We start from the raw sequence: 17,446 nt of genomic DNA on the forward strand, positions 1-17,446 counted from the left end.
ACGCTCCGGGCATGCGCCCCGAGACGCTGGTCCGCGACCACACGATCTACGCCTGTGTGATGGGCTCGCGCGCCTTCGGCCTGGCGACGGACGACAGCGACACCGACCGCCGCGGCGTCTTCCTCGCCCCGACGTCCCTCTTCTGGCGCTTCGACAAGCCGCCGACGCATGTCGACGGCCCGCTGGAGGAGCAGTTCAGCTGGGAGCTGGAACGCTTCTGCGAGCTGGCCCTGCGCGCCAACCCGAACATCCTGGAGTGCCTGCACTCCCCGCTCGTGGAGTACGCCGACGACACGGGCCGCCAGCTGCTCGCCCTGCGCGGGGCGTTCCTGTCCCGGCAGGCCCTGGAGACGTTCACGCGTTACGCGCTCGGCCAGCGCAAGAAGCTGGAGGCGGACGTCCGCTCCCACGGCGCCCCGCGCTGGAAGCACGCGATGCACCTCCTGCGCCTTCTGACGAGCGCCCGCGACCTGCTGCGCACCGGCCGGCTCACGATCGACGTCGGCGACCAGCGCGAGCCGCTGCTGGAGGTGAAGCGCGGCGAGGTCCCGTGGCCGCAGGTGGAGACCCGGATGAACCGGCTGGCGCGGGAGGCGGAGGAGGCCGCCCGCCACAGCCCGCTCCCGGCCGAGCCGGACCGCCGCCGGGTCGAGGACTTCCTGATCGGCGTCCGCCGCGCGTCAGCCCTCCAGCCGGGCCCGTACGACGAAGGCGTGCAGGGCGTCGTGGGCGGTCGGGGCATCCGGCAGCACTGAGGCGGCCTGCGCCTCGTCCAGCGCGCCGTGCAGCCGCTCCACGTCGGCCGCCACGCGCGCGTGGTCGACGTCGGCGGCGCCGTGCTCCTGCTCGGCCTTGGCGGTGATCAGCTCCGGCACATAGCCCGGGGCGTCGACTTCCCCGATCAGCGTCGGCAGATGCGGCTGCACCTCGCCACTGCGCATCAGATGGATGCCGGTGAGCAGCACCCGGAAAGTGTAGAGCAGCGGCTTCAGCTCGCCGGTCTTCTCGAACAGCCGCCACTGCGTATTGCCGAAGCCGCGGTAGTGATGGGCGTGATGGCTGGTGAGCACGCCCGGCGCCAGCCCGGCCAGCTCCCGGTGGGCGTCCGTGGTGTGCACGACGAGCGGCGAGAGCAGCTGCTCCAGGACATAGCCGTTGCGGCGCAGCATCAGCCGTACGAACTTGCGCAGGTCGTGGGTGACCAGGTCCATCTCGACGCCGTCCCGCACCCACATCCGCGACCGCGTCTCGTCCGGCTCCCGCAGCCCGACGAGGTCGGCGGTGGGCAGCAGGTGCACGCCGCGCAGGTCGACGTCCGAGTCGCGCGAGGGGAAGCCGTACAGATGGGCGCCGGATACCGTCGCGAACAGCACCGGGTCGGGCTGCTCGGCGATGACGGGCGCGAGGTCGATGTCCAGGGCGTCGATCATCCGTCAAGCGTCCCAGAGCGCCCCGAGGGTCAGCAGGTCACCCCGGTACTCGATCCGGTCCGCCCACTCCGTCGGCCAGGCGTCGGCCCCGAGGTGGGCGCCCGCGAACGCGCCGGCGAGGCACGCGATCGAGTCCGAGTCGCCGGAGGTGCAGGCGGCCCGCCGCAGGGCCGTCAGCGGCTCGTCGACGAACCAGAGGAAGCAGAGCAGCCCGGTGGCCAGGGCCTCCTCCGCGATCCAGCCCGCACCGGTCGTCAGGCACGGGTCGGTTTCGGGCGAGACGGTCCGCACGGCCTTTTGGAGCCGGTCCAGGACTGCCAGGCACTCGTCCCAGCCGCGCGCGATGAAGTGCTCGGGCGTCGGGTCCTGGCTGCGCGTCCACAGGTCGCCGAGCCAGCGCTCGTGGTAGTGGCCGCGGTTCTCCAGGGCGTACGACCGCAGCAGCCCGACCAGTCCGGTCGGTTCCGCGCCCTGTGCGAGGAGGCGTACGGCGTGGGCGGTCAGGTCGGAGGCGGCGAGCGCCGTCGGATGTCCGTGGGTGAGGGCGGCCTGCAACTGGGCGGCGCCCGCCCGCTGTTCGTCGCTCAGCCCCGGGACGAGCCCGACCGGCGCCACGCGCATGTTTGCACCGCAGCCCTTGGAGCCGATCTGGCTGGCGTCCTGCCAGGGCAGGTCCGTGCGCTCCAGGAGGTCGCAGGCCCTGAGGCAGGTGTTGCCTGGGGCGCGGTTGTTCTCCGGTGAGCGATTCCACGCGATGAACTCCGCGCGCACCGGCTCCACCATCGCCTCGGGCCCGAGCACACCCAGGTCCGTCGCCGTCCGCAGCCCCTTCCCCAAGGCCAGCGTCATCTGCGTGTCGTCGGTGACGATCGCCGGTGCGGGCAGCTCCATCGACGCCCACGGCCCGCACTTGGCGAGGATCGAGGGCACGTCGTTGAACTCGGTCGGGAAGCCGAGCGCGTCCCCGAGGGCGAGGCCGAGCAGGGAGCCGGTGGCGGCGCGCTTGCGGACGGTGGTCGTGGTCATGCGGGGCGTCCTTCCGGGGTGGGCCGCAGCAGGGGCGGGTGGAGGGTGGCGGCGGTGCCCGCGCGGTACAGCGCGGCCGGTTTGCCGCGGCCGCCGGTGAGCCGGGCGGCGCCGGGCACGGCTTCGACGAAGCCCGGCGTGGCGAGGACCTTGCGGCGGAAGTTGGGCCGGTCGAGGGCGGTGCCCCACACCGTCTCGTAGACCCGTTGCAGCTCGCCGAGCGTGAACTCGGGCGGGCAGAAGGCGGTGGCGAGGCCGGTGTACTCCAGCTTGGCGCCGACGCGGTCATGGGCGTCGGCCAGGATCCGGTCGTGGTCGAAGGCGAGGGGACCGGCCGTGTCGTACGGCACCCAGCGCGCCTGGGCCGCGTCGCTGCCGCCGTGCGGTTCGGGAGGGTGGGGCAGCAGGGCGGTGAAGGCGACCGTGACGACGCGCATCCGGGGGTCGCGGTCGGGCTCGCTGTAGGTCCGCAGCTGCTCCAGGTGCAGCCCGGAGACGTCCGACAGGCCCGTCTCCTCGGCGAGTTCACGCCGGGCCGCCGTCTCCGCCGACTCGTCGGGCTGCACGAAGCCGCCGGGCAAGGCCCAGTGGCCCTTGTAGGGCTCCTGCCCGCGCTCCACGAGCAGGACGTGCAGGGCGCCGTCGCGGAGGGTGAGGACGGCGAGGTCGGCGGTGACGGCGAAGGGTTCGTGCGCGTACTTGTCGTAGTCCATGCCCATGAACGGCCCACCCCCTCGACAGTTTTAATAGTCAGTACGACTATAAAGAGCCGAGGGGGCCACCACAACCCCCGGTCACGCACAGGACTCGCGGCGCCCCAGGAAGGCCAGCAGCCGGACGTCCGCACGCGCGCGTGGCCGCACCTCGACCGGCGGCCCGAACCGCACGCCCCGGTCCGCCTCGGTGACCACGCAGCGGGCGACGTTCAGCAGCTCGGCCGCGAGCGACACCGGGATCGGCCTGGGCCGACCGCAGGCCTGGGCGACGTCCCAGCCGTGCACGGCGATCTCGACGGCGCCGACGGCACCCATCACCCGTACGTCCAGCGGCCGTTCACCGACCAGCACCCGCTGCCCGGCGGGCCCGGCCGCCCAGGCACCGAGCACGGCGCACGCGCGCGTACGGAAGCCGCAGGCCCGGTCGGCACGCGGGAACGGCCCGATCCGTCCACCCGTCAGCCCCTCGTAGAGCGCGTCCAGGGAGTCGTCGAGATGCCCGAGCAGCTGCCGCAGGTCCCACCCGGCGCACGGCGTCCGGTCCCCGAGGCTCCCCGCCCCCACCTCGGCGACGCTCCCCAGCGCGTAGGCGAGCGAACGCTCCAGCAGCTCCCCGGAGGTCATGACAGCCCTCGCAAGGCCGTCAGCGGCCCCTCAGGCGCCGTCCGAGGCGTCTCCTGGCCGGCCGTGTCCGTCCCCGCGGTCGTGTCCGCCGTCGAGTCCATTTCCCGCTCCCTCCGTCACCGATACAGACCGGTGGAGCGGCGAAAACGAATCGGCCGGTCCTGGAACAACCCAGAACCGGCCGACGCTCAGAAGCGACCCGCGGCGACGACCTACAGGTCGACCTCCTGCATCAGCATCCCGACCTCGGTGTTCGACAGCCGCCGCAGCCAGCCCGACTTCTGGTCGCCGAGGGTGATCGGCCCGAAGGAGGTGCGCACCAGCTTCTCGACGGGGAAGCCCGCCTCGGCCAGCATGCGGCGCACGATGTGCTTGCGGCCCTCGTGCAGGGTGACCTCGACCAGGTAGTTCTTGCCGGTCTGCTCGACGACCCGGAAGTGGTCCGCGCGCGCGTAGCCGTCCTCCAGCTGGATGCCGTCCTTGAGCTTCTTGCCCAGGTCGCGCGGGATCGGGCCGACGATGGCAGCGAGGTAGGTCTTCTTGACGCCGTACTTGGGGTGGGTGAGGCGGTGGGCCAGCTCGCCGTGGTTGGTGAGCAGGATGACGCCCTCGGTCTCGGTGTCGAGCCGGCCGACGTGGAAGAGCCGGGTCTCACGGTTGGTGACGTAGTCGCCGAGACACTGACGGCCCTCCGGGTCCTCCATGGTCGAGACGACACCGGCGGGCTTGTTGAGCGAGAAGAACTGGTACGACTGCGTGGCGACGGTCAGCCCGTCGACCTTGACCTCGTCCTTCTCCGGGTCGACCCGCTTGCCCTGCTCCAGCACGATCTCGCCGTTGACCTCGACCCGCGCCTGCTCGATGAGCTCCTCGCAGGCGCGCCGGGAGCCGTAGCCGGCCCGCGCGAGCACCTTCTGGAGACGCTCGCCCTCCTGCTCCGCGCCCGGGAACGTCTTGGGCAGCTTGACGTCCTTCTTGCCCGCGTAGCGCTCCCGGTTGCGCTCCTCGGCGCGGGCGTCGTACTCACGGGAGGTCGCCGGTGCCCAACGGCCCCGTCCGGTGCCGCCCTGCCGGCCCTGCTTGGGCCCGCCCTTGGCGCCGCCGCGCGCGGAGGCACCGCGCCCGGACTTCGGGCCGTCCTGGGTGGCGCCGGGGCCTACGTCGTAGCGCCGCTCCTCCGGGCGCGGCTTCTTCGGCCGGCCGCCCTGCTTGTCGTCGCGGTTGTTACCGGCGCCGCGGTAGTTGCCGCGGCCCCCGCTGCTCCCGCCGCGGCCGCCGCTGTTGCCACCACGGCTCCCGCCGTTGTTTCCGCTGCTGTTCCTGCCGCTGCTGCTTCGCATCAAAGTTCCGTCTGGTCGTCTGCGTCGTCGGTACCCCGGCTCACCGGGGCGCCCGGACCGTCATCGGGAGCGTCCGGGTCGAACGACGGCACCCCTTCCTGGGTCTCGGCCTCGATCGCCTCCGCCTCCGGGAGGAAGGGCGCGAGCTCCGGGAGTTCGTCCAGACCGCGCAGGCCCATCCGCTCCAGGAAGTAGTTCGTCGTCCTGTACAGGATCGCACCTGTTTCGGGTTCCGTGCCCGCCTCCTCGACCAGCCCGCGCTGAAGGAGGGTGCGCATGACACCGTCGCAGTTCACTCCGCGCACCGCCGAGACGCGGCTGCGGCTGACGGGCTGGCGGTACGCGACGACGGCCAGCGTCTCCAGGGCGGCCTGGGTGAGCCGGGCGGTCTGCCCGTCCAGCACCAGCCGCTCGACGGCGGCCGCGTACTCGGGGCGGGTGTAGAAACGCCAGCCGCCCGCGACGAACCGCAGCTCGAAACCGCGCCCCTGCACGACGTAGTCGTCGGCCAGCTCCCGCAGGGCACCGGCGATCTGCCGGCGCGGCCGCTTTAGGAGTTTGGCGAGGCGCTCCTCGGTCGCGGGCTCGTCCACGACCATCAGCATCGCCTCCAGGGCGGGCTTCAGGTCGAGGTCCGCGACGCCGCGCAGCGCGGCCGGAAGCTCGGTGGTCTCCTCACTCACGCCTTCTTCTCCTCCTTCGGCGGCTCGGGCGGCCGGTCGAACTCGTCGGTCACCGTGGGCGTCTCGTCCCCGTCGCCACCGGTCCAGCGCACGGTGAGCTCCCCGAGCGCGGTCTCCTGGTCCAGGGCCACGGCCTTCTCCCGGTAGAGCTCCAGCAGGGCCAGGAACCGCGCCACTACGGTGAGGGTGTCGTCGGTGTCCTCGACGAGGGCCCGGAAGCTCGCCTCGCCGAGCTCCTTCAGCCGGGCGACGACGATCCCGGCCTGTTCCTGCACGCTGACCAGCGGCGCGTGGATGTGGTCGACGTAGACCTGCGGCTTGGGCCTGGGCTGCATCGCCTTGACCGCGAGCTTGGCGAATCCTTCCGCCCCGATGCTGATGACGACCTCGGGCAGCAGCTCGGCGTGCTGCGGCTCCAGCCCGACGGTCCGCGGATAGCGCCGCGCCTCGTCGTCGAGCCGCCGGCTGAAGATGTCGGCGATCTGTTTGTACGCCCGGTACTGCAGCAGCCGCGCGAACAGCAGGTCACGCGCCTCCAGCAGCGCGAGGTCGGCCTCGTCCTCGACCTCGGCGGCGGGCAGCAGCCGGGCCGCCTTCAGATCGAGCAGCGTGGCCGCGACGACCAGGAACTCGGTCGTCTCGTCCAGGTCCCAGTCCGACCCCATGGCCCTGATGTGCGCCATGAACTCGTCGGTCACCTTGGACAGCGCCACCTCGGTGACGTCGAGCTTGTGCTTGGAGATCAGCTGGAGGAGGAGATCGAAGGGGCCCTCGAAGTTGGAGAGCCGGACCTTGAAGACGCCGTCGTCGGGTTCTTCCGGTTCTGCGGCGGGCGGTTCGGGAGGGGCCGTTGCGGTCTCTTGGGCGGGTCGTTCGGCAACGGCCTCCGGCGGCTGCGCAGCGGTCGGCTCGTCGTCATCGCCGCCGCCGTGGTGGGCAGCGGTTCCGCCGGGCGGCACGGGTGGGCACGACGGCTCACCGGCCGCAGCCGTGGACCGGACCTCAGCCGACGCCCCGCTCTCCGCCTCCGCAGGAGGCGAAGGAACCGCCTCGACCGGCGGAGCCACGGCCGGAGCCCCCGGTCCTCGCCCCAGCGCACGCCGACGACCGGCTGCTGCACCGGCGGCCGAGGCGGGAACGTCGTTCGAGGTCATGGCCCCCGCAGGCTACCGCTACCGCCCGCGAAGTCGTCGTACGAGGATGCTGGCGTCTCCGCGGCTCTCCAGATCCGCGAGGACCACGGCCACCGCCTCGCGGACGATCCGCCCCCGGTCGACGGCCAGCCCGTGCTCGCCGCGCAGCACCAGACGCGCGTGCTCGAGGTCCATGAGCTCCTCGGCGGAGACGTACACGGTGATCTTCTCGTCGTGCCGTTCGCGCCCACTGGGCCGACGCGAGGCGCTCCGCCCCCGCTTGCGCGGCGTGGCGGAGGCGGAAGCAGCGGCACCGGCCCCGGCCGTACCGCCGGAGGCACCCCCGGCAGAACCTTCCTGCTCCGCCCCCTGCCGACGCGCGGAGCGCTCCGCGGCCCGGCTACGGGACTCACCGGCGTCGACGGACTCCGCGTCGGCCGCCACATGCTCCGCGCCGTCACCGTCGCCACCCTGTACGGGCACCGACTGCGGCGCGTCCTCGGCGGCCGCGGCGGGATCGCTCTCCCCCGCGGGAGCCGGCACCCGGGCCTCGCCGTTGGCCGGGCGCCGGGGAGTGGACGGCTGGAGCGCCATACCCCCTGTCGTACGGAACAGTTCGTCGGCCCCCGGCAGACTCACTCGGCGTGACACCGGGCGAGCACCTCCCTGGCGAGCTGGCGATAGGCGGCGGCGCCGACGGAGTTGGAGGCGTACGTGGTGATCGGCTCACCGGCGACCGTGGTCTCCGGGAAGCGGACCGTGCGCCCGATGACCGTGTGGTAGACGTGGTCGTCGAACGCCTCGACCACACGGGCCAGCACCTCGCGGCTGTGGACCGTGCGCGAGTCGTACATCGTGGCGAGGATTCCGTCGAGCTCGAGCTCGGGGTTGAGCCGCTCCTGGACCTTCTCGATGGTCTCGGTCAGCAGGGCCACGCCACGCAGCGCGAAGAACTCGCACTCCAGCGGCACGATCACCTTGTGGGCGGCCGTCAGCGCGTTGACCGTGAGCAGACCTAGCGAGGGCTGACAGTCGATGACGATGAAGTCGTAGTCGTCCATCAGCGGCTTCAGGGCGCGCTGCAGCGTCGACTCGCGGGCGACCTCGCTGACCAACTGGACCTCGGCGGCCGACAGGTCGATGTTGCTCGGGAGCAGGTCCATGTTGGGGACCGCCGTCTTCAGGAGCACCTCGTCGGCCGACATGCCCCGCTCCATGAGCAGGTTGTAGACCGTGAGGTCGAGCTCCATCGGGTTGACGCCGAGTCCGACCGAGAGCGCGCCCTGGGGGTCGAAGTCGACGAGCAGGACCCGGCGTCCGTATTCCGCGAGTGCCGCACCCAGGTTGATGGTCGACGTCGTCTTGCCGACGCCGCCCTTCTGGTTGCACATCGCGATGATCTTCGCGGGGCCGTGGTCGGTCAGCGGACCCGGGATCGGGAAGTACGGCAGCGGACGCCCGGTCGGGCCGATGCGCTCGCGGCGCTGGCGGGCAGCGTCGGGCGCGAGGGTGGCCGCGTACTCGGGGTCGGGCTCGTACTCCGCGTCGGGGTCGTAGAAGTGCCCGTCGGGCAGTTCGTCGTAGTCGGCGAATTGGTTGTGGGGCGCGCCACTTCCGTCGCCGGCCATGGCGTTCACGTGATGGCCATCCATGCTCTGGTGTGCTGTCTGAGTCAACCCTGAGATCTGGTGACTCTGGTGGGCTGCGAAGGTGCGCACCGCAACGGAGCCGACAGCCTCGAATCCCGCGGGACCCTGGCCCCGTACCGGCATTCCTGGTTGACCACCCCCGGGAGAAAATGTCGACTCATTCACAAGTCGTCTTACCTCCTTGGTGACCAGGAAACTTCTAGACAGGTCAGCGTGGCACCATGCCGACAGTCGGCGACTCTATGGCGTGTCGGGCATCCGCAGCAACACAATCCGCCGGACCGGGCAGATGTGTCGACAATGAAACATCCCGCTGTCAAGGGCGTACGGCCGTCGCACGGCAGGTTTCACGGGTGTGCGAATCGGGCGAAGGGTTGCGTTCGAGGCGAGTTGACCGAGAGTCGCAAAGTGACCATACACACATCCGGCCGGACCTTTGCGGGCAAGGTCCGGCCGGGTGCGTTCGGTTGACGACTCGTGTTGACGTATCGCCTTTACCAGAAAGTGACTTAGCCGATCGGCTCAGCCGAGCAGCGTTTCGAGCTCCACGTGCTCCAGGCCGTGCGCCTCGGCGACCTCCCGGTAAACGACCTTGCCGTCATGCGTGTTGAGGCCCTTGGCCAGCGCGACGTCGCGGCGCAGCGCCTCGACCCAGCCCTTGTTGGCGAGTTCGAGGATGTACGGCAGCGTCGCGTTGGTCAGCGCGTAGGTGGAGGTGTTGGGCACCGCGCCCGGCATGTTGGCGACGCAGTAGAAGACCGAGTTGTGGACCGGGAAGGTCGGCTCGGCGTGCGTGGTGGGGTGCGAGTCCTCGAAGCAGCCGCCCTGGTCGATCGCGATGTCGACAAGGACACTTCCCGGCTTCATCCGGGAGACCAGCTCATTGGTGACCAGCTTCGGGGCCTTGGCACCCGGGATGAGGACGGCGCCGATGACGAGGTCGGCCTCGAGGCAGGCCTTCTCCAGCTCCAGGGCGTTGGAGACGACGGTCTGGATCTTCGTGCCGAAGACCTTGTCCGCCTCCTTGAGCTTGTTGATGTCCTTGTCGAGCAGGGTCACGTGGAAGCCCATGCCGATGGCGATCTGCGCGGCGTTCCAGCCGGAGACGCCGCCGCCGATGACGACGGCCCGGCCGGCCAGCACGCCCGGGACACCGCCCGGCAGCACACCGCGGCCGCCGTTGGCGCGCATCAGGTGGTAGGCGCCGACCTGCGGGGCGAGCCGGCCGGCCACCTCGGACATGGGGGCGAGCAGCGGCAGGGCCCGGGAGGGCAGCTCGACCGTCTCGTAGGCGATCGCCGTGGTGCCGGACTCGACGAGGGCGTCCGTGCACTCCTTGGAGGCGGCGAGGTGCAGGTAGGTGAAGAGCGTCTGGTCCTTGCGGAGGCGGTGGTACTCCTCGGCGATGGGTTCCTTGACCTTCAGCAGCAGGTCGGCGGTGGCCCACACCTCGTCGGCGGTCGGCAGGATCCGGGCGCCTGCGGCGACGTACTCGCTGTCCGGGATCGACGAGCCGACACCGGCGTTCTGCTCGATGACGACCTGGTGGCCGTGGCGCACCAGCTCCAGCACGCCGGCGGGGGTGATGGCCACCCGGAACTCGTTGTTCTTGACCTCGCGGGGGATGCCGACCTTCACGTCGATCACGGTCCTTGGCTCAGAGGGTGTGGGGCATTGCATGACATTCCCAGGCATGCGGGGGCACACCGGGGTACACCGCAGGAGAAGGTGCGGCAGAGCCAGTCTAATGAAGGTGTTCCCGCTGTCTAGCCTTTCATTGCATCAATCTTCTGCAGATGTACTACGGATTTCGCAGGCGTTAGCGTCGTGTTCCGGCTCGAAAGCGTCTTGCCCGGGCTCAGGCACGGCCGCATCGGACTCCCGAGGCTCCTCTCCCAGCATCCGCTCGGCCGCCCCGCGGTGCAGCTGGGCCGCCGAGGAGTCGCCGAGATGGTCCAGCGTGTCGGCGAGCCGCAGATGCAGGGCCCCCTGGAGCCGTACGTCCTCGGCCCGCCGCGCCCACTCCACCGCCTCCTGGCAGGTGCGCAGCGATTCCTCGGGCCGGCCGGCGTACTCCTGGACCCGGGCCAGTTCGCTCAACGCCCGTGCGTGCCCGGCGACATCGCCGTTCTTGCGGTGCCCGGCGATGGCGGCCCGCCAGCTGCGCAGCGCGTCGCCGTACCGGCCCGCATAGGTGTGCGCCTCGCCGATACGGCCGTACAGCCGGGCGGCGTCGGCCCGCTCGCCCCGGGCCAGCCGCTGGGCGAGCGCCCGGCCGAACCAGTCGGCGGCCCGGTCGTAGTCCCCGAGCTCCAGATGGGCGCCGCCTACGGATTCCATCGCGCGGCCGGTCGCGTACGGGTCGTTCGCCTCCCATCCGGCGTCCAGAGCGGCCCGGTACCGCACCAGCGCCCCCCGGGTACGCCCCGTGCGGGCGTCGAGATCGCCGAGGTTCAGCAGCGCGGCGGCCTTCTCGCGGGGCAGCTTCCGGCGCTCGGCGACGTCGAGGACCATGCTGTGGATGCCGTACAGTTCGGCGGCGGCCTCCTGGGTGCCGAAGTGCGCGACCAGCGCTCTGACCAGCTGGGACATCAGTCGGCGGGCGAGGGTGTCCAGCTCGCCGTCGGCGACCGCGGCACGGGCCGAGGCCAGCAGGGCGGGCCTGCGGATGCCCAGCCACTCGGCGGCGGCCCGCGGGTTGGGGAAGCGCAGGGCCTGGGGCATGCCGAGGAGCTTCTGGCGGGTCTCGGGGCTGTCGGTCTCGGTGATCGCCCGGCACGACTGGAGCAGCCGTACGGTCCGCTCCAGCATCCGGGCGCGGGCGAGCTGGAGCTCGGCGGGGCGGTCCTGGGTCTCGGTGAGCGCCTTCAGGAGCGGGTGCAGACACGCCGGGACCTCGTACTGCGGCAGCGGCGAGTCCACGACGCGCAGCAGGCCGAGGGCGACGACGTCGTCCAGGGTGGCGCGGGCGCCGTCCACGGAGCAGCCGGCGAGCGCGGAGGCGGTGTGCGGGTCGACGACGCCGCCCGGCGCGAGGGTGAGCAGCCGCAGTATCCGGGCCGCGGGCGTCGGCAGTGCGCCGTACACGAGGCGGAAGACCCGGCTGAGCGGGCTGCCCTCCTCGCCCTCGGCACGTACCTGTTTGGCGAGGTCGGAGACGGCCACCTTGGGGCGGGCGGCGAGCCAGCGGCCGGCCAGTGTCAGCGCGGCCGGCTGGCCCTGGCACACCTCGACCAGGCCCTCGGCGGCCCGCGGGTCGACGGTGATGCGGACCGAGCCGGCGTGCCGGGACAGCAGCTCCACCGCCGACTTGGTGTCGAGACCGCCGAGCGTGCAGGGCCGCACGTCCGGGATCCCGGTCAGCGGGCCGTGGGAGACGGCGACGACCAGGCACTCCGGGGCGTCCGGGAGCAGCGCGTCGACCTGCTCCGACTCGGCCGCGTCGTCGAGCAGCAGCAGGATCCGGCGGTCGGCGAGGGTCTCGCGGAGCTCCGCGGTGAGGTCGTCCTCGGCGGCGCCGGCCGGGGCGGGGCGGTCCAGGGCGGTGAGCAGTTCACGGGCGGTGCGTTCGACGGGGACGGGGGTGCCGTCGGCCTCGCTGAGGCGGGCGCGCAGCACGCCGTCGGCGTAACGGTCCGCCACCTGCCGTACGAGCTCCTCGGCGAGCGCCGTGCGGCCCGAGCCCGGGCGGCCCGCGATGAGCAGCACGCGCGCGCGTGGCGCCTTGCGCCCGGAGAGGGTGTCCAGGCCCGCGCGCTCGATGTCGGCGCGGAGCTCCTTCAACTCGCGGGTGCGGCCGAGGAATTGGTTCGCGGCGGAAGTCCGAGCCGACACCTGCACGCCGCCTGTGTCCACCACCTGATCCGTCACGGGCCACGCTCCCGTCCCACGCACGCGCAAGCCCGCCGGGACTCCGGTCAGGGCGTTTCCAGAGCCTAGTTCACGCTCTGCGACGATCTGGGCGCAGCACGGCGGATACATCCCCCGACCGGATCAGCAGATGGTACGACCGGCACCATCGAGCGGGCGCGCGGGCCGCGCCCCCAAAGGAGCGCGGGGCTGTGTCGATATGCGGCTCCGCCGCGTGGGCGCGACCAGCCACGTCGGCGCGGCAGCCCGCAGACCACCGCACCCCCACGGCGCATCCGTACGGCGCCTACAGCGAGGCGAACGGCCGCGCCGGCCACTCCACATCCGCCGACCGCAACCCGTCCACCCCGCCGGAGGCCCGCGCCGCGACCAGCGACAGCACGCCCACGACGAGGCAGTTGTTGTGCAGCTCGCCCGCGAGGACACCCCGGACCAGTTCGTCGACCGGCACGCGCGCGTGTTCCATGTCGGCCTCCTCGTCCTCCACCTCGAAGCGGTCGCCGTCCGCCTCGGACAGCCCGCGGGCGAGGAAGATCCGCACGGCCTCGTCGCAACCGCCGGGGGTGGTGTAGACGTCCGTCAGGACCCGCCAGTCGTCGGCCTTGACGTGGGCCTCCTCGTACAGCTCGCGCTGTGCGGCGTGCAGGGGGTTCTCACCGGGGACGTCGAGCAGTCCGGCCGGGATCTCCCACAGCTTCTCGCGCACCGGGTGGCGGTACTGCTTGATGAGCAGGACCCGGTCCTCGGCGTCGAGGGCGAGGACCGCCACCGACCCGGGGTGGACCTGGTAGTCGCGTCGCACCACCGAGCCGTCGGGCATGACCACGTCGTCCGTGCGGACGGAGGTCTTGTTGCCCACGAAGGGGGTGTCCGTCGCCCGGATCTCCCACTCCTCGGGGGTGTCCTTGATCGTCATGCCCTGCCCTTCCACGTGCGCAAAGAAAACCGGGGTGCCCACCTTTGAAGGTTTGCACCCCGGCCACCGTACAACTCTCGTGTTACTTCGAATTCTTGCCCGCGCCGCCGCCCTGCTGGCGTTCAACGGCTGCCTTCACCAGCCCGGCGAACAGCGGGTGCGGGCGCGTCGGGCGCGAGCGCAGCTCGGGGTGGGCCTGCGTGGCCACCAGGTAGGGGTGGACCTCGCGCGGGTACTCCACGTACTCCACGAGCTTGCCGTCGGGCGACGTGCCGGAGAACAGGATGCCGGCCTTCTTCTCCAGCTCCGCCCGGTAGGCGTTGTTCACCTCGTACCGGTGACGGTGCCGCTCCTCGACGTACTCCTTGCCGTCGTACACCTCGCGCACGATCGAGCCCTCGGCCAGCTTCGCCGGGTACATGCCCAGCCGCATGGTGCCGCCCATGTCACCCTCACCGGCGACGATGTCGAGCTGCTCGGCCATGGTGGAGATGACCGGGTGGCCGGTGGCCGGGTCGAACTCGGTGGAGTTGGCGTCGCCGATGTCGGCGAGGTTGCGCGCCGCCTCGATCACGATGCACTGCAGGCCCAGGCACAGACCGAGCAGCGGGATCTTGTTCTCGCGGGCGTACTTGATCGCGCCGACCTTGCCGAGCACACCGCGGTCGCCGAAGCCGCCCGGGATGCAGATGCCGTCGACGTCGCCGAGCTGCTGCTTGGCCCCGGCCGGAGTCTTGCAGTCGTCGGAGGTGACCCACTTGATCTTCACGCGGGCCTTGTTGGCGAAGCCGCCCGCCCGCAGCGCCTCGGTGACCGAGAGGTACGCGTCGGGCAGGTCGATGTACTTGCCGACCAGCGCGAGGGTGATCTCGTGGTCGGGGTTGTGGACGCGGTCGAGCAGGTCGTCCCAGGTCGTCCAGTCCACGTCGCGGAACGGAAGGTCCAGCTTGCGCACGACATAGGCGTCCAGGCCCTCGCCGTGCACGGTCTTGGGGATGTCGTAGATGGAGCGGGCGTCGGGGCAGGCCACCACGGCCGCCTCGTCGACGTCGCACATCAGGCTGATCTTCCGCTTGATCGCGGTCGGCACCTCACGGTCGCAGCGCAGCACGATCGCGTCTGGCTGGATACCGATGTTGCGCAGCGCCGCAACCGAGTGCTGGGTCGGCTTCGTCTTCAGCTCTCCCGAGGGGCCGATGTACGGCAGGAGCGAGATGTGGACGACGAAGACGTTGTCACGACCGACCTCGTGACGGACCTGGCGGACGGTCTCCAGGAACGGCAGCGACTCGATGTCGCCGACCGTGCCGCCGACCTCCGTGATGACGACGTCGACCTCGTCCGTCGCCATGCGGCGGATGCGGTGCTTGATCTCGTTGGTGATGTGCGGGATGACCTGCACGGTGTCGCCGAGGTACTCGCCGCGCCGCTCCTTGGCGATCACGGTGTTGTACACCTGGCCGGTGGTGACGTTCGCCGAGCCGTCCAGGTCACGGTCGAGGAAGCGCTCGTAGTGGCCGATGTCCAGGTCGGTCTCGGCGCCGTCGTTGGTGACGAACACCTCGCCGTGCTGGAAGGGGTTCATCGTGCCAGGGTCGACATTGAGGTACGGGTCCAGCTTCTGCATCACCACACGCAGACCCCGGGCCTTGAGCAGCATGCCGAGACTGGAGGCCGTCAGGCCCTTACCGAGCGAGGAGGCGACACCCCCGGTGACGAAGATGTGCTTGGTCGTCGTGGATTTTGGCATGGCCAAGAGGGGGCTCCCGTGGTCGCGATCTTGAAGTGCGGTTCGGGGGTCTTCACGCCCACCGGTCCACGGGCTACCAGGGTATCAGCGACTAGGACCGATGGCTTCCGGCCACGCTCCGCACACGAGTCGGCACGGATCCGCACGCCCCACCTGTTTCCCACCCATCGGTCACCCATTGCTCACCCGTTCGGCCGACCCGGGTTGCCCGGAGCGGCACGCAGATCATCTACGTGCGTCGTATCCTGCTCGGACATTCGCTGCCGAGCCCGGCCGGCAACACGGCACCACCCCTCGCCCGTAACCACCGGAACAACGAGAGCTCGTCAGTTCGTTGAGCAGAGATTGTCGAGAAGAGACTGTCGTTTTGCCTCACGGCGCAGACGACTGCTTTGCTTCATCGCTCAACGACGCATGACAAAACCCACCCCTTGACCGCACCAAGCGAGAGCCCCCTTGCCAGAAGAGGGGGTGACGTGGCCGTTCGACTGGAGTTGCACGTGGCCGGGCGCATCGAAGACTACGCACTCATCGGAGACATGCAGACCGCGGCGCTGGTCTGCCGGGACGGCACAGTCGACTGGCTGTGCCTGCCCCGCTTCGACTCGCATGCCATCTTCGCCGGGCTGCTGGGCACCGAGGAGCACGGCTTCTGGCGGCTCGGCCCCGCCCACGCCTCCGACTCCCCGCCGCCCACCGCGGCCCGGCGCACCTACCGCGGAGACTCGCTGATCCTGGAGTCCGAGTGGGACACGCCGCGCGGCACGGTCCGGGTGATCGACTTCATGCCGCCGCGTGACGGCGCGCCGCAGCTGATCCGGATCGTGGAGGGCGTCTCGGGCCGGGTACCGATGCGCTCGGCGCTCAGGATGCGTTTCTCGTACGGCCGGGTCGTGCCGTGGGTGCACAAGCACGAGGGCCGTACGGTCGCCGTCGCCGGCCCGGACTCGGTGTGGTTCGACGCGGAGACCGAGACGTACGGCAAGTCGCTGACGACGTACTCGGACTTCACGGTCGCCCCCGGTGAGCGGATCGCGTTCACCATCTCCTGGGAGCCCTCGCACAAGCAGCCGCCCGCGCTGCCGGAGCCGGAGCAGTCGCTGGAGGCGACCGAGGAGTTCTGGCGCGATTGGGTCGAGCACTGCACGTACCACGGTCCGTACCGCGAGGCGGTGGTCCGCTCGCTGATCACGCTGAAGGCGCTGACGTACGCCCCGACCGGCGGCATCGTCGCCGCGCCGACGACCTCCCTGCCCGAGGACATCGGCGGCGTCCGCAACTGGGACTACCGCTACACCTGGCTGCGCGACGCGGCGATCACCCTGTCCTCGCTGCTGCGCACCGGCTATCGCGAGGAGGCCCGCGCCTGGCGCGAGTGGCTGCTGCGGGCGGTCGCGGGCGACCCGGAGAACCTGCAGATCATGTACGGCATCGCGGGCGAGCGCGAGCTGGGCGAGGCCGAGCTGGACTGGCTGCCCGGCTACGAGGCCTCCGCACCGGTCCGGGTCGGCAACGGCGCCGCGCACCAGCTCCAGCTGGACGTCTACGGCGAGGTCACCGAGGCCCTGCACCTGGCCCACATGACGGGCCTGGCCCGCAACGACTACGCCTCGCTGCTCCAGCTCAAGCTGATCCGCTACCTCGAGGACCACTGGGACGAGCCGGACGAGGGCATCTGGGAGGTGCGCGGCCCGCGCCGCCACTTCGTGCACTCCAAGGTGATGGCCTGGGTCGCCGTCGACCGCACCATCAAACTCATCGAGTCCGGCGACGCCGACGGCCCGCTGGAGCGGTGGCGCGAGCTGCGTGACGACATCCACCGGGACGTGTGCGAGAAGGGTTACGACAAGGAGCGCAACACCTTCACGCAGTCGTACGGCTCGAAGGAGCTGGACGCCTCGCTGCTGCTGATCCCGCAGATGGGCTTCCTGCCGCCGGACGACAAGCGCGTCATCGGCACCATCGAGGCGATCCAGCGCGAGCTGTCCACCTCGGACGGCTTCATCCTGCGCTACCCGACGCAGGGCGACGACGAGGGCGTCGACGGCCTCCCCGGCGACGAGGGCGCCTTCCTCGCCTGCTCGTTCTGGATGGCGGACGACCTGGCGATGATCGGCCGCGTCGACGAGGCCCGCAAGCTGTTCGAGAAGCTGCTGTCGCTGCGCAACGACCTCGGTCTGCTGGCCGAGGAGTGGGACCCGCGCCTGCAGCGCCAGGTCGGCAACTTCCCGCAGGCCTTCAGCCACGTCCCGCTGATCGACACCGCCCTGCGGCTGACCGCGTCGGGGGCCTACGGCGGCTGAACAGGC

15 protein-coding genes are annotated in these 17,446 nt (G+C 71.1%); 2 read left to right on the plus strand and 13 right to left on the minus strand.

Going from position 1 to position 17,446, the window contains the following annotated elements; all coding sequences use genetic code 11:
• Positions 1 to 11 precede the first annotated feature (11 nt).
• Positions 12 to 755: a DNA polymerase beta superfamily protein gene (locus ACFZBP_RS32255; RefSeq protein ID WP_391418197.1), complete on the plus strand. Its 744-nt coding sequence runs from the start codon at positions 12 to 14 to the stop codon at positions 753 to 755.
• On the opposite strand, the gene ACFZBP_RS32260 is transcribed toward ACFZBP_RS32255, so the two are convergent.
• The 13 genes from ACFZBP_RS32260 to ACFZBP_RS32320 form a co-directional block, all read right to left on the minus strand.
• Entirely contained in the window at positions 681 to 1,430 is a 750-nt protein-coding gene (locus ACFZBP_RS32260; RefSeq protein WP_383449899.1) for a DNA polymerase beta superfamily protein, read from the minus strand. The two genes, ACFZBP_RS32255 and ACFZBP_RS32260, sit on opposite strands and share 75 nt — an antisense overlap.
• 3 nt (positions 1,431 to 1,433) lie before the next feature.
• On the minus strand, positions 1,434 to 2,456 hold the full coding sequence (locus ACFZBP_RS32265; RefSeq protein WP_391418202.1) for an ADP-ribosylglycohydrolase family protein: 1,023 nt from the start codon (positions 2,454 to 2,456) through the stop codon (positions 1,434 to 1,436).
• Positions 2,453 to 3,169 carry an NUDIX domain-containing protein gene (locus tag ACFZBP_RS32270; RefSeq protein WP_391418296.1) on the minus strand — a complete coding sequence of 239 codons (717 nt, stop codon included), beginning with the start codon at positions 3,167 to 3,169 and terminating at the stop codon, positions 2,453 to 2,455. Before ACFZBP_RS32270 ends, ACFZBP_RS32265 begins: the two co-directional genes overlap by 4 nt.
• An 81-nt stretch (positions 3,170 to 3,250) precedes the next feature.
• Positions 3,251 to 3,796 carry a TIGR03086 family metal-binding protein gene (locus ACFZBP_RS32275; protein WP_383449897.1) on the minus strand — a complete coding sequence of 182 codons (546 nt, stop codon included), beginning with the start codon at positions 3,794 to 3,796 and terminating at the stop codon, positions 3,251 to 3,253.
• A 212-nt stretch (positions 3,797 to 4,008) separates the two neighbouring features.
• Positions 4,009 to 5,136, minus strand: coding sequence for a pseudouridine synthase (locus ACFZBP_RS32280; RefSeq protein WP_383449896.1), 1,128 nt, complete (start codon positions 5,134 to 5,136; stop codon positions 4,009 to 4,011).
• Positions 5,136 to 5,819 (minus strand): SMC-Scp complex subunit ScpB, encoded by a 684-nt coding sequence (gene scpB, locus ACFZBP_RS32285; protein ID WP_391418207.1) that lies wholly within the window; start codon positions 5,817 to 5,819, stop codon positions 5,136 to 5,138. Before scpB ends, ACFZBP_RS32280 begins: the two co-directional genes overlap by 1 nt.
• A complete protein-coding gene (locus ACFZBP_RS32290) occupies positions 5,816 to 6,973 on the minus strand; it encodes a segregation/condensation protein A (protein WP_391418213.1) in 1,158 nt (385 codons plus the stop codon). The genes scpB and ACFZBP_RS32290 overlap by 4 nt, the downstream gene beginning before the upstream one ends.
• 18 nt (positions 6,974 to 6,991) lie before the next feature.
• A complete protein-coding gene (locus ACFZBP_RS32295; RefSeq protein ID WP_391418219.1) occupies positions 6,992 to 7,603 on the minus strand; it encodes a hypothetical protein in 612 nt (203 codons plus the stop codon).
• Positions 7,588 to 8,724 carry a ParA family protein gene (locus ACFZBP_RS32300; RefSeq protein ID WP_383449892.1) on the minus strand — a complete coding sequence of 379 codons (1,137 nt, stop codon included), beginning with the start codon at positions 8,722 to 8,724 and terminating at the stop codon, positions 7,588 to 7,590. The genes ACFZBP_RS32295 and ACFZBP_RS32300 overlap by 16 nt, the downstream gene beginning before the upstream one ends.
• A 399-nt stretch (positions 8,725 to 9,123) precedes the next feature.
• Positions 9,124 to 10,248, minus strand: a complete 1,125-nt coding sequence (ald, locus tag ACFZBP_RS32305; protein ID WP_391418225.1) for an alanine dehydrogenase — start codon at positions 10,246 to 10,248, stop codon at positions 9,124 to 9,126.
• Between the two features lie 135 nt (positions 10,249 to 10,383).
• Entirely contained in the window at positions 10,384 to 12,471 is a 2,088-nt protein-coding gene (locus tag ACFZBP_RS32310) for a tetratricopeptide repeat protein (protein ID WP_391418227.1), read from the minus strand.
• 286 nt (positions 12,472 to 12,757) lie between these two features.
• Complete coding sequence (locus ACFZBP_RS32315) at positions 12,758 to 13,387, minus strand: NUDIX domain-containing protein (protein ID WP_383449889.1); 630 nt, start codon at positions 13,385 to 13,387, stop codon at positions 12,758 to 12,760.
• Positions 13,388 to 13,469: 82 nt separating this feature from the next.
• On the minus strand, positions 13,470 to 15,137 hold the full coding sequence (locus ACFZBP_RS32320; RefSeq protein ID WP_383449888.1) for a CTP synthase: 1,668 nt from the start codon (positions 15,135 to 15,137) through the stop codon (positions 13,470 to 13,472).
• A 500-nt stretch (positions 15,138 to 15,637) separates the two neighbouring features.
• Here ACFZBP_RS32320 and ACFZBP_RS32325 point away from each other — a divergent pair, with 500 nt between their 5' ends.
• Complete coding sequence (locus tag ACFZBP_RS32325) at positions 15,638 to 17,440, plus strand: glycoside hydrolase family 15 protein (protein WP_383450164.1); 1,803 nt, start codon at positions 15,638 to 15,640, stop codon at positions 17,438 to 17,440.
• The last annotated feature ends 6 nt before the right edge of the window (positions 17,441 to 17,446 follow it).

The organism is Streptomyces sp. NPDC008086 (assembly GCF_042957325.1).
Taxonomy (GTDB): Bacteria; Actinomycetota; Actinomycetes; order Streptomycetales; family Streptomycetaceae; genus Streptomyces.

Bases quoted from the DNA above. Each gene is read 5' to 3' on its own strand.
- ACFZBP_RS32255 (WP_391418197.1), top strand. From the start codon at position 12: ATGCGCCCCGAGACGCTGGTCCGCGACCACACGATCTACGCCTGTGTG.
- ACFZBP_RS32260 (WP_383449899.1), bottom strand. From the start codon at position 1,430: ATGATCGACGCCCTGGACATCGACCTCGCGCCCGTCATCGCCGAGCAG.
- ACFZBP_RS32265 (WP_391418202.1), bottom strand. From the start codon at position 2,456: ATGACCACGACCACCGTCCGCAAGCGCGCCGCCACCGGCTCCCTGCTC.
- ACFZBP_RS32270 (WP_391418296.1), bottom strand. From the start codon at position 3,169: ATGGACTACGACAAGTACGCGCACGAACCCTTCGCCGTCACCGCCGAC.
- ACFZBP_RS32275 (WP_383449897.1), bottom strand. From the start codon at position 3,796: ATGACCTCCGGGGAGCTGCTGGAGCGTTCGCTCGCCTACGCGCTGGGG.
- ACFZBP_RS32280 (WP_383449896.1), bottom strand. From the start codon at position 5,136: ATGCGAAGCAGCAGCGGCAGGAACAGCAGCGGAAACAACGGCGGGAGC.
- ACFZBP_RS32290 (WP_391418213.1), bottom strand. From the start codon at position 6,973: ATGACCTCGAACGACGTTCCCGCCTCGGCCGCCGGTGCAGCAGCCGGT.
- ACFZBP_RS32300 (WP_383449892.1), bottom strand. From the start codon at position 8,724: ATGCCGGTACGGGGCCAGGGTCCCGCGGGATTCGAGGCTGTCGGCTCC.
- ACFZBP_RS32315 (WP_383449889.1), bottom strand. From the start codon at position 13,387: ATGACGATCAAGGACACCCCCGAGGAGTGGGAGATCCGGGCGACGGAC.
- ACFZBP_RS32320 (WP_383449888.1), bottom strand. From the start codon at position 15,137: ATGCCAAAATCCACGACGACCAAGCACATCTTCGTCACCGGGGGTGTC.